The following is an 11,938-nucleotide window of genomic DNA, read 5'->3' on the forward strand; positions in this document are numbered from 1 at the left end:
AGCGGGAGGTGAGGTGGTACCGAAACTGCGCAAAACCTACTCTGCAGGCCACGGTTTACCGTTTGCCTACGCACGAATCGCAGTACATTTTGCCATCATTCATAATTATCTTTTTCTTTTAATTACAATGAGTTACGAGATTTTAAGAGGGAGCATGGGGTGCTAGGGGTCTAGCTGACCCTAGATTTAACTATTCGAGTACCACAACCGATGCCGCCGTTCGTTTTGCGTTGGGTTTACATTCAATACTGAACCAAAAAATACCCATGAAAGCCAACTCTAAACCATGATTTACTAGCCATCATTTTGATGACGTGCAGTTGGATGACAAATCTCGATATTTGCGCTGCCCAATATTGCTCAGTAGCAGGCGACCTCAGCACCAACATTGCTCGCCATCTCCAGTTTATGGAGATCGCCGCCAGGCAAGGTGCTGACTTTCTGTTGTTTCCGGAGTTATCCCTGACTGGCTATGAGCCGTCTCTCGCTCGTGAGCTTGCGCAAACACCTGACGCGGAAGTCTTGAAACCGTTGCGTGAGTTGGCCAGGCAGTCGGCGATGACAACCGTCGTTGGGCTGCCGCTGCGCCAACCTGGTAGCGACGCCATCATGATTGCAGCATTGGTTTTTGCCGCAGACGGTTCGCAGACAACCTATACCAAGCAGCATCTTCACTCAGGAGAAGAGGCTGTGTTCAGCCCAGGTTATGGTGGTGCGTTGTTGGACATTCGATCTGAACACGTTGCGCTGTCCATCTGCGCCGACTTTACCTACCCAAGCCACGCGAATACCGCCGCCCTTAAAGGTGCAGGTGTGTATGCGACCAGCGTGCTCGTCAGCGAAAACGGCTACGCACGCGACAGTGGGTTGCTTCAGGGTTATGCCAAAGAGCATCCAATGGGAATATTGATGGCCAATCATGGCGGCCCCTCTGGAGGCTGGGCCTGCGCAGGGCGCAGCGCGTTCTGGTCTCCAGGTGGGAATCTGGTGGTGAGCGCAGCCGGTACTGGTGACTGCCTGGTAATCGCGCGTCGCCGCCAAGGCGTGTGGCAGGGGCAGATAGTGGAATGCTTCATTGGACCGCATTCAGTCGTGCCGACACTTTGAACGAGAAGCTCGGCGCAACGGCGAACTACCTTTCTCAAGAGCACATCAAGTTTTTACGCATTGCTGTGCAGGATTGAAAAAGTCAGACGGTTCGCTCGTTTGAATGGGATAAATCCGAATATATCGAGCCGCTATTGTCATGCCCCAAGGATGCTGCATACATTCCCAACCATCGCTGACTTCATCAGCGATTAGGTGTGCAAGCCTGTAATTAGGATTTCAACTTGTCATTTCGCCTAGTAGGATCAGCACCTTCGGTCCGCGTTTTGGCGGTTGCACGCGGGAGATTTTCGGATCTGCCGGGTTCCTAGACCGGTCTTGCACACCCGCGTGCAGCCGCCACCTTTTTGTCTGTGTGCAAGCAGGCAAGACGGTAAAACCTCATCTAGGAGATACCTATGTCGCACTATTTGCCACAAACCGATAACCCCGATGGTTTTAACGTTTTGTTGATTGATACCCATGCTTCGACTCCTGCCTTACTGATCTGTGCCGATCAACGCATCAGAGCTGCAAAAAATCTGCTGCAATGCTTGTCGCTTATGGGCGGCAACAGTAGCCATCCCCATGATCTGAGCTGTATTTGTGAAGCGTCGTCGCTGCTCTTGCAGGAGGGCTGCGACTTGCTTGGGGTTTTGACGTTGCGTGAGGAAACAGTCCATTAATAACGGTCGGTCTTGCGATGTGGCCCCCCGCTTTATGCTGGGGACCACATTGGTCAGTATGTGCTGCTAATACTGGATCGGGGCCGGAAAGCTGAACATGAAACTGACTGCCGATATTGTGGTAAGCATTGCCATGACGAACCCTGTCAATCTCCAGATTTCTTCGCGGTTGTCTTCGTTTGCGCTGAGGGGGTGATCGTTCGGCAGGACGCCGGGGGAGGGGGCATAAACCCGTGGGACAATTTTGGGACACCTAATGTCCCAAACAGGCATAAATGGCCATGCATGAGTATTAGGCGAAACCCTTTATTTATAGGCGTCTTGGGGGATAGCCTCAATAAAATAGCCAGCTGAAATCGGATTGCAAATCCGCCCACGCCGGTTCGATTCCGGCTTCGGCCTCCACATTCGAAAGCCCCGTAGACCTTGGTCTACGGGGTTTTTTTATGCCTGCGAAAAAGGGGGGATGTGTTCCGCATTTTTGGCAGGTGTTCCGCATGTGGGTGAAAAATTGTGTTTACCTGCTCTCGACTTGCCGGCCATGAGACATGTTCTGCGGCGTTTTAGTGGCGGCACACGATTCCTTCCCTCCTTCTAGGTTTGCTCACTGACAGGCTTGTAAATTTCATTTCTCTTTACCTAAGCTTTTGACTGCGTTGATATGGTTGGGTCCTCGTCCGGAAAAATTTCTGAACAATACCTTCAGCTTATGCGTAAAAAATTGCGGTGAAGATAGATATTATTCGTTTTGTGATGGCATACTGAAATCGCTGTTCTTTAGCTCAATTGCTTCTGTTTGACCCAAGACTTAATAATAATTTAGCTTTGGAAGGTTCAAATGAAAGGGAAGGTTCTAGGTGATATACGAGCAGAACATGATTTTAAAATGCTGGATTTATGTTTTTGGCAAACTACGGATTATAAATCTCTATTAGAATCTTCAGATAGATGCGTAGTGGTGGGGAGGCGGGGAACAGGTAAAAGTGCTTTGGTGTATATGCTTTCTAAGCATTGGCACAGCAAACCCAGAACGCACACAGTTATTGTAACTCCTATTGAAGAGCAGATAATCGGGCTTCGTGATGTTGTTGCATTGTTTGGTGAGAATTTTCTTCATATAAAAGCAGGGAGCAAGTTGGCCTGGCGTTATGCGTTATATATGGAGGTTTTGACAGAGATATCAAATCACTATAAATTGAAAGTTAACCTTTCGAAATATGGCGTGGAAAAGCATTTTGAGGAGTGGGGCGGGAGTAAGCAGAATATAAGTGGCAAAATTCGCAAGAAGCTCTTAAAGATATTAAGTGAAAATAAAGACGTATCCCCAGCAACTCGTATTGCCGACCTATCCGATGCGTTTGAGCTGGATGCTTTAGAGGCTGCAATTAGTGATGCGTTAGAGGATTCTAAATATCAGTTTGTTATTTTTGCGGATCGTCTTGATGAGGGATACACGCCAGATGATATTGGTGTTGCTATAGTTGACGGCTTTGTGCAGGCGGTTATAGATATAAAGCAGGTTTTTGGTGATAGGTTGATTGCGTTTGCATTTATTCGCGATAATATCCATAGGGCTATCTCCAAGATGGATCCTGATTTTACTCGTAATATTGAGGGGCAGGTTCTTAGGTTGCATTGGGATGAATATAATCTGTTTAATTTGGTTTGCAATAGGATTAGGGCTGCGTTTAATTCGAAAGTTGAAAATAATGCCCGTGTGTGGAATGCATATACAGCGAATGAGCTCCAGTCGGCAACGGGGTTTAGAGAGGCGCTTAAATTAACTCTCTATAGGCCTAGAGATATATTAGTGCTTTTAAATGATGCGTTTTTGCGTGCATCAATGCACTCTCGAGATAAGATATTGATGTCTGATATAGAGGCTACAGCTAATACTATATCGCAAAACCGACTGAATGATTTGCACAAAGAATATGAAAATGTTTTCCCTGCTTTGGATTTGTTTACGTCTCTGTTTTCCGGCCGATCACCTGATTGTACAGTGTCAGAAGCCTCTAAGATAATAAGTGCAGCCCTTGAAGGCTCACTAATGAAAGACAAGATCAAGCAACAGGATATTCTTCTACTTGAAGGGCCTGTTCAGGTTATTCAGCGACTGTATAGTATTGGGTTTATTGGCTTGTTTAACGTTCAGTCGTCTTCTTATGTGTTTTGCCATGACGGTAAAGAACCTGATAAAGAATTCTTAAGTGGATCTCGATTGCTTTTACATCCATGTTATTGGCTAGCCCTTAGCGTTCACGAATCGAGCATGAGCTTAGAGGCTGCTGAAAATATTCATGATGAATATGATATTGAAGTGAGCTCTGTGTCTGAGGAGCAAAGGAAACAAAGAATAGGCGCTTTGCTAAATGACCTAAGTGGTATACCGGAGGGTCCATCTGGCGCTGTAGATTTTGAAGCGTGGGTGTTGAAAGCCGTTAAAATTCTTTTTGCGACAAATTTAGCTAATGTTGAGTTGCATCCTAATAAGAATGGGCTCCAGCAGCGTGATATTGTAGCTACAAATTTATCTGATACCCCGGTTTGGTCAAGGATTTTGAATGACTATAAAGCAAGGCAGGTTATTTTTGAAATCAAAAACTATAAGGAATTAACGGCCGCTGATTACAGGCAGGTAAATGGTTATCTGTACAAAGAGTATGGTCAGCTGGCATTTATAGTTAGTCGGGATCATACGGACAACTTGGAGAAGCATAAGGAGTTGCAGTGGATGAAAGAAATTTACGATCAGCATAATAAGCTGATTGTTAAGCTTTCTGTAAAATTTCTTGAGCGTCATTTGTCTAAGATGCGAAGTCCGCAAAAGCACGATGAGGCGAATAAGCAGCTTAGCAAGTTAATTGATCTATATATTAGAAGTTATGTTGCAAATAAGTGCAGGTAATGGTTTTGCGCTGTGCTTCAGTAGCTAGTTTATTTGGTTGCTGAAGTGCGGGGTGAAAATGCAATTTCGTTATGTTAGTTGGTGAGATTGAATGGTTTAGGTTTAAGGTGGTAGCTAGGGGCTATACATTTCTAGGTTTTGATTTTAAAAAAGTGACTGGGGGTGATTCGTAAACCTGCCTATTTAGTCGGTCTAACCATCTCCCCGATCCTCCGATAAACTTTCCTCGTGATTTCTTCTTTCGAATGCCCAAGCAACCGACTGGCGTGATCGAGTCCAATTTCACTAGCCGCTTTTGGCCGTATATCCCTAAACTGAAACTGTCGAATCGTTTTGGCCAACTCCTGGTCATCTACAGCGATACACTGCTGTACTGCTTTTGCACGCGCCTCATCCCATCGGTTACGTAACATCTGCGAGCTCATTCGCAAACCGCTGGCGTTGGTGATCAGTCGAGAGTTGCGGATACCATTGCAAGCTCTACGCTCCAGTAGTTCATCAATATATAAGCTCAGCTTTGTTGTCATGCCTTCATAGTGAAGCGATATTCGCAGCCGTTTCTGTGTTTTACCTTGCCCCACCATCAAAAAATCATCACTCAAATCGTTGACTGAAATCTTCAGCACATCCGCTGGCCGCTGACCTGTCAGGTAAGCCAGCTGCATGGCGTCTTTCAGTTCTTGCGCTGCCTGCGCAAACACCGCATCCCAAACCGCAGAGTCAGCGTAAAAGTCTCTCGGTGTTTCTTTGTTGCGACGCACGCCGGCGCAGGGGTTGGCCTTTTCAGTCATTCCCCAATCCAGTGGTGTGGTTGGTGTTTGGGCAGGTAGCGTTGCGGCAGGCGGATCGTAGGTCTTGACCGGTGCTTTACGGCTAACGAAGTTTGTATGCAGGGTGATACCGAACAATGCGGTATTTCCACGTTCCCAGCCTGCGGTCAAATCAATATTGTCATTCAGTTTGTAAACGGCACCGATGTTGATCGGTGAGTCCTGCACCTGATTATTGTTTTGCGGCTCATGCTTGTAATCGTTACCGTCATATTCGACTTTCAAGCTCAAGGGGGCCCAAGGTGTTTGATACGTAATACCACCAAACAGTGCAGGGGAGCCCCGAAAGTATGTGCTGGTATTTACGTCACCAACGCTCGTATGAGAAGGCCGTGTGTCAAAGCGGTCATCGAGATAACCCAATGGGTTGTCCAGATCGCCGCGATTACCAATATAGCCCCATGCAATACCCGCGCTAAAGTCAAAGTCTTTATAGCGCTTGTTAGCAACGAAATACTCACTGGAAAACAGACCGGTACCACCAATATCTCTAAACCCTAGCGCAACTTCAGGTAACCAGTGGCTTTCTTGCCAAAGTCGGGCTTTTGCATCCACCGCCTTATCTTTATAGCTCTGGTTGCCACTCAACGCTTCAGACCCGTACATCCGGTTGGTAATAGCGGTATAACGAAACGTCCCTTCAAGCCAGTCAAGGGGTTGCAACGAAAGGCTGTAACGAGAATAAGGCTCGGTGCGGTTGGCGTTGAAGCTCAACTCACCAGCAGGGGCCATACGTGCCGTCGGGGTTTGCAGCAAACCGACGCCACCGAAATCATTCTGGGTATAGCGCGGCTCGGCATGGGCCAGGCTGCAGGGCAGTAATACAACAGCAGCAAAACGTAACTTCAAGGGGCAACCTCGGCCAACGGTTGAGTAGCGAGAAACTGGGCCAGTTGCTCATTCAAATCGGGTGTGGGTAAATCAACATTGTCGTTGCGCACCGGCACCAAAATTGTGCTGCCAGCCACCGCATGTACACCGTCCTGGCGATTCCAGGCGGCAATCGGCACATTCTGATAGCGCCCGTCGGGGTGGATCAGCCACAGAAAATCAGCCTCGGCTTCGGCCAGCCGCGGGCAGCTGTCGAGGTAGTCGCGGGCTTCTTGCTGGGCCTGAAAGGGCAGGGTGCACGGATGCTCTACGGCACCCACGACCTTTACGTTGTTGGTGCGCGCCGGGTAGATCAGTCGATCGCCATCGGCCAGCACATAGTTGCGGGCAAAGCCCACTTCCATTGCAACGGGGTCAAGTACGGCGACTTTGCGCCCGGTAACGGGCAGGCGGTTGACCTCGTCATACAAGCGGCCTGCCAAAGCAGCAAGAGCTTCGTTGTTATTGAGCAGAGCACCCCGCTGCAGCATCTTCAAATCAAACAGTACTCCGACCTTGAGTCGAGTTTGCTGCTCCAGCAGGGGCGTGTGTAGCCATGCGCCAGCCAGCCAGTAGCCTTCGGGGTTTGGCTGGGCCTGGTTGATCACATCCTGCAGTCGCATGCCGGGGGTGTACGCCAGATTGCCAGGTTTACCCACATCACCGCTTACCGTAACTGCCGCCTGGATTTCTGTACTCAGGCTGAATATCGAGCAGCTCAGCAGCAGGCATGCACTCAGCTTTTTAAAGTGGCTCACCGGGCGGTCTCCCAGTCTGGGCGCAGGTGCACAATTTTCAACGCAAGCTCCGGGGTCAGATATTGTTGGCTCTGCAGCACCAGGCCATCGTCGGGCCGCACCCAGAAACGATTTGTGGCGCTAAACCCCAGGGCCGGGATCTCGAAGGCTTCATCGATGCGCTGCAGTGCGTGGGGCTGGCCGAGAATAGTCACGGTCTCCAGGCCCTTGCGGCGAAAGCGGCTGTTCACCGCCAGGCCGACCTGCTCACCTTTATATATATCGATCCAGCGTGTGCTGGTTTCACCATCGGCAATGTGCTGCAGGCCACGCTTGAAGGGCGACTCGCCATCAAAGCGAGTGCCATCCAGGCTGGGCTCCAGCCCAACCGAACGCACTACCAGACCGTCGCGCATCAACAGTACTTGCTTGCCCGAGGCGACCCAGAACTGCAGATCGCCTTGCTGACGCACCTTGGCCATCACCCCCTCACTGGAAGGGGTGGTGACCAAAATTTGCGCGTACGGCACCGCCGCAACATCGTCTGCTGTGACGTGCAGCGGCTCGGCGCTGAGCACCGAGGCCTTGAAGGTGTCGATAGAGCCTTGCATCAGCGGGCTGCAGCCACACAGCAGCAGGCACGCCACCAGGCATGAGCGGTTACGAAGAGTTTTCAAAACGGCTCAAACCTTATCGGCTGTTGGCTTCACTGAGGTTGTTACCTGCAGCAGCACCGGTGCCCAGAATGGTGGCCGATGGCAGCAACTGACTGATCAGGCGGTTCCAGCGCGTGACCTGGGCAGGGCCCACGTACACAATATCCTGAGGCTTCAGCTCAAACTGGCTGGCAACTGCAAAGGCTACAGGCGACTCTGCATCCAGCTGGAAAACCTTGGCTGGTTGCGTCTCGAGATTGTCGGCGCCACGGATCACATACAGCGCATTGCCGTTGGAGGTGGTTTGATTCAAACCGCCAACCGAACCGACAACATCGGCCAGGTTCATATGCTTGGTTTTAAACCGGATAGCTTGAGGTGCTAGCACTTCACCCATCACATAGATTTTTTTGCGGTCATTGTAAGGCAGGTACAACTGGTCGCCGTCTTTCAAAAAAACGTTATGCAACTGCGAGTTGCTAGTGTTGAGGGTATCCAGATCCAGTACATACTCATGACCATCGCGGGTCAGTGTGAGCCCAGATAGATCGGCATTCACCGGCTCAATACCTGCTGCGCCGAGTGCTTCGACCACACTTAGTGGGGAAGTAGTAATGGGCATTGGTCCGGCTTTGGCCACTGCGCCGGCAATAATTGCCTTCTGGCTGGCAAAGCGTAGAACGTTCAAATCCACCTGAGGACTATCGACATACTGCTTAAGGCGTTCAGCGATAGTCGAGCGCAGCTCTTCGATGGTTTTGCCCTCTGCATCGACTTGGCCAATGTAAGGGTAAAAGATGGTGCCATCGGGGCGTACCAGGCGCCCGTTGGAATCAATTTGCTGTTGCGGGCCTGAAGGTGCCGTCAACTCGGGGTGGTCCCAAACGGTGATATACAACACATCGTTGGCGCCGATCCGGTAGGCCTCAGGCTTGAATGCCAGCAAAGCTGCTGGCACCGAGCTTGAGACGTGTGTCGCCGCGTTTTGCGCAATCAGCTTGGGGGTGATAGGGATCAGCTCGACCCGACTGCTCTCAGGCGAGCCCTCTTTACCAATGTCACTGGTATCCAGGTATTGACCGGGCGCAAACATACAACCTTGCAGGGCGAGCCCTGCAAGTACCGCGAGCGACAAACTACGAATCATCATTGAGGACACTTGTAAAGGAAACACATCAAAATCAAATGCCTGGAATATTCCAGGTGGTTTAGTCCTTCGACCTGGCAGCTACTTAGTTGGTGCCGGTAGTGCCGGTAGTGCCGGTAGTGCCCGTGGTGCCTGTAGTACCGCCATTACTACCACCGCCACCACCACCGCCCGATGCAGCAGCAGCAATGCCTGCAGCTGCAGCAACACCCAAACCAACGGCTGTTGTTGTGCTAACGCCGCCCAATACGCCGGTTTCTTCACCCAAAGCAGCGCCGCTGGTGGTGCCAGCAGCAGAAGCTTCAACTGGGGCGGCGTTAGCAGCAGGCTCTGCTGCGAAAGCAGATGCGCTCAGGGCCAAGGTCAGTGCGGAAACGAGAAATTTGTTCATGAGGAAATCCTTTTGATAAATAGTCTGTATTGGCTCTATTGCTTGAGCGTGTATTTAATACTGCATAGCTCGTATGCTTGATACGACAGCGCTTTACTCAAGTGGTTTCGTTACAGCCATTATATTTCAGAATAGCAATGCAAGAATACCCGCGTAGAGCGGTTTGAGTGGCTGACGTTTTATAACGTTCCGATTGTTTTGGTTCGAGCAATGCCCTTCACCGCTGAGATTTTTCCAAGCTTGGTCGGTCAACAGAGCGGTGTTGAATAGTAAGGCTTTTAATCGATATGACGACAGCGTTAGATAAATACGTAGTCGAGTTGATACCTGTCGAGTCTAGGAGCTTAACAAGTTCATGCCTTGTAGAGTTTTGGTCTAAAGCGGGTCGCTAAGCTATCCATACATAGTGTAATGGATCGGTTCACTAAAAATTACCCTTCAGTCGAGTTATTGGCTTCAGTCAGCGGTGCAGGTAATCATGGGTTGAGATACTGATAGTTTTCTGCAAATTGTTTGTTTTGAGTTGGGTGCTATACAATGGTTTATCTAGTATGTTCGAAACTGGTGTTGGTTTTTTTTGTTATGTATGAATTGAACATTCCTTTGATGGTTCCAGCACCATGGCTTATGTGGCCGGTAAGAAATGTCAGCATCAGGAGTGGGTGCTCGTAAAGCTTTACTTCTTTTTTTAATACGCAGTTCATGGAAACAATGGCCGATATTAAAAAGTAGGTGCCAGAAAGGTAGAGTGAAGTAGTGCTTACTATTGAAAGAGGTAGATTTATCAAGAAAGCTGACGGAATGACTGCTCTGATCGGGGGGAGTGTTCCGTGTTTTTTCAATATTATTGGTTTGCAATATGCATATTGAAAGATCATTCTCGAAAATTTATTTAGGCTATCTCTTGTGTTGTATTGGAAAGGTGTAGCGGGTATCTGTACTACTGTACCACCTGCTTTTTTAATTCGTATATTGTGCTCGTAATCTTGGCCGCGAATAAAGTTTATATCAAAGTCACCGACTTTTTCAAAAGTAGACTTGTGCCAAGCACCAAAAAGAACTGTGTCAACCTCTGTGGGTTTCGTAATTTCAATGCTTCTGTGTGAAACTCCAACTCCAAAGGGATTAGACATAGCTGTTTTGATGCTGCTAGCGAATATGCCAGAGTTTTTGTTTGTTGTTATGTAGGTTGTGCCTACATTCAAGAGGGGAGAGTTAGAGTTTCTTAAATACTCTACAAGTGTTTCTGCATAGTCTTCTGGGTACTCTGAGTGAGCATCGCAGCGGATAATATACAAGCCGCGAGCTGCTTGAATACCTATGTTTAATGCGTAAACTTGCTTTGTTTTTGGGTTATCAACAAGTTTTATGTGTGAGGCTTTTGCTATGTGTGCGTTAACTATTTCTCGAGTTGTATCGGTACTTCCGCCGTCGATGACAATAATCTCATAATCGTCGGGAGGTGTTTTGCAATTGAGTAGCGACTCCAAGCAGTTTTTTATATAGTGTTCTTCGTTATAGCTTGGGATTATTATGCTGTAGAGCATTGGATTGCTGCCTTTTAAGGTTCGGAGGGGATGCTAATATTCCGATTAGTGTCCAAAATAGGAGGCTGAGCTCCATGTTGTTTTGTAATAAATAGATTTCGAAGTTGTTCTGGAATATGACCATGACAACCAAAGCCAAGCCAGTGGAGTATTTTTTCTTGAGGAAAGTATCGGTCGTGCTCTCGATTTTTTTCGAGAAAAATAATGCCAGAGAAATTAATGCAAGCAATAGGAAAATAGTGCTAAAAATACCCGACTGCAACGTAGTTTGAATAAACTGGTTGTGCGCCGAGTAGGTAACATCTGCATATTGGCTAGCATGGCTCGAAAGTCCATGGCCTAGAAAAGGACTCTGATTGATGGCGAAAAACAATTGCTCCCAAAGTTTCTCTCTGCCGGAGAATAGATTTTTACCTGTATTGCTAAACATCATTTCATTAAGTAGTAGTCCCAGTGGAGATTGGTAGAAATTTACGGTCAAATAAATAAATGCAGATATTATGAATAATAAAGCAGTTAATAGAGTGAATGAGTATTTTCTCGTTTTGCGGTGCTTGGAGATATAAGTAGCAAAAAGAATTCCAAGAAGTGCCCCGAGCAGTGCCGAGCGCCCTTTGGAAAAGACAATGACCAATAGTGCCAGGCCGATAATTATTTTTTTCTGTGTACCTCGAGGGACCATAAAATAAAATGGGACAAGCAATATCGACGAAACTGTGGAAAAGGCATTAGGATTGTCGTAAATGAATGAGTAGTTTCCGTCTTGGTCGTAATGACCTGTTTTAGTTGCTAGCACAATGAGGCAGGCAATGACGAAAAATGTATAGATTGGCTTAATTCCGGCGCACTCAATACTTGTTGAAGATGTTATAAAGAAAAACGAAAGTATAAAAACATACTGCGCTAACACATACAATGATCCAGTGTCGCGATCTTGAGTAAGGGAGATTATGCAGGTAAGTATGAATAGTAAATAGAATAGGCGGTTGCAGGAGCTGAGTGCAACACGGTTATTGAATTGAAGCCGGAGCATCATGCCGCATAGCCAAGGCTTCCTGCATCACCTCTCCCATGACTTCG

10 protein-coding genes and 1 pseudogene are annotated in these 11,938 nt (G+C 48.1%); 3 read left to right on the forward strand and 8 right to left on the reverse strand.

Features of this window, described 5'->3' with window-relative positions; genetic code table 11:
• Positions 1-324: 324 nt before the first annotated feature.
• From ACZRMS_RS10340 to ACZRMS_RS10350, 3 genes are all read left to right on the forward strand, one after another.
• The gene (locus tag ACZRMS_RS10340; protein WP_463995264.1) at positions 325-1,107 is read left to right on the forward strand and encodes a carbon-nitrogen hydrolase family protein; all 783 of its coding nucleotides are present in this window, start codon (positions 325-327) and stop codon (positions 1,105-1,107) included.
• 398 nt (positions 1,108-1,505) lie between these two features.
• Positions 1,506-1,772: a hypothetical protein gene (locus ACZRMS_RS10345; protein WP_463995265.1), complete on the forward strand. Its 267-nt coding sequence runs from the start codon at positions 1,506-1,508 to the stop codon at positions 1,770-1,772.
• An 838-nt stretch (positions 1,773-2,610) separates the two neighbouring features.
• Positions 2,611-4,680, forward strand: coding sequence for a P-loop ATPase, Sll1717 family (locus ACZRMS_RS10350; protein WP_463995266.1), 2,070 nt, complete (start codon positions 2,611-2,613; stop codon positions 4,678-4,680).
• Between the two features lie 179 nt (positions 4,681-4,859).
• Here ACZRMS_RS10350 and ACZRMS_RS10355 read toward each other — a convergent pair whose 3' ends face one another.
• The 8 genes and pseudogenes from ACZRMS_RS10355 to ACZRMS_RS10390 all read right to left on the reverse strand — a co-directional run bounded on the left by ACZRMS_RS10355 (position 4,860) and on the right by ACZRMS_RS10390 (position 11,768).
• Positions 4,860-5,381: a tyrosine-type recombinase/integrase gene (locus tag ACZRMS_RS10355; RefSeq protein WP_463995277.1), complete on the reverse strand. Its 522-nt coding sequence runs from the start codon at positions 5,379-5,381 to the stop codon at positions 4,860-4,862.
• Between the two features lie 30 nt (positions 5,382-5,411).
• Positions 5,412-6,359: pseudogene (locus ACZRMS_RS10360) on the reverse strand (YjbH domain-containing protein); the annotation flags it as partial.
• Positions 6,356-7,120, reverse strand: a complete 765-nt coding sequence (locus tag ACZRMS_RS10365; protein WP_463995278.1) for a capsule biosynthesis GfcC family protein — start codon at positions 7,118-7,120, stop codon at positions 6,356-6,358. The pseudogene ACZRMS_RS10360 and the gene ACZRMS_RS10365, both read right to left, overlap by 4 nt.
• A gap of 14 nt (positions 7,121-7,134) precedes the next feature.
• Entirely contained in the window at positions 7,135-7,794 is a 660-nt protein-coding gene (locus tag ACZRMS_RS10370; RefSeq protein WP_463995267.1) for a YjbF family lipoprotein, read from the reverse strand.
• A gap of 13 nt (positions 7,795-7,807) precedes the next feature.
• The gene (locus ACZRMS_RS10375) at positions 7,808-8,920 is read right to left on the reverse strand and encodes a polysaccharide biosynthesis/export family protein (protein WP_463995279.1); all 1,113 of its coding nucleotides are present in this window, start codon (positions 8,918-8,920) and stop codon (positions 7,808-7,810) included.
• 85 nt (positions 8,921-9,005) lie between these two features.
• Positions 9,006-9,311: a hypothetical protein gene (locus ACZRMS_RS10380; RefSeq protein ID WP_463995268.1), complete on the reverse strand. Its 306-nt coding sequence runs from the start codon at positions 9,309-9,311 to the stop codon at positions 9,006-9,008.
• 542 nt (positions 9,312-9,853) lie between these two features.
• Complete coding sequence (locus ACZRMS_RS10385; protein ID WP_463995269.1) at positions 9,854-10,858, reverse strand: glycosyltransferase family 2 protein; 1,005 nt, start codon at positions 10,856-10,858, stop codon at positions 9,854-9,856.
• Positions 10,827-11,768: an O-antigen ligase family protein gene (locus ACZRMS_RS10390; RefSeq protein ID WP_463995270.1), complete on the reverse strand. Its 942-nt coding sequence runs from the start codon at positions 11,766-11,768 to the stop codon at positions 10,827-10,829. The genes ACZRMS_RS10385 and ACZRMS_RS10390 overlap by 32 nt, the downstream gene beginning before the upstream one ends.
• Between the last annotated feature and the right edge of the window lie 170 nt (positions 11,769-11,938).

The sequence above is a fragment of the Pseudomonas sp. B424 genome (assembly GCF_055408345.1).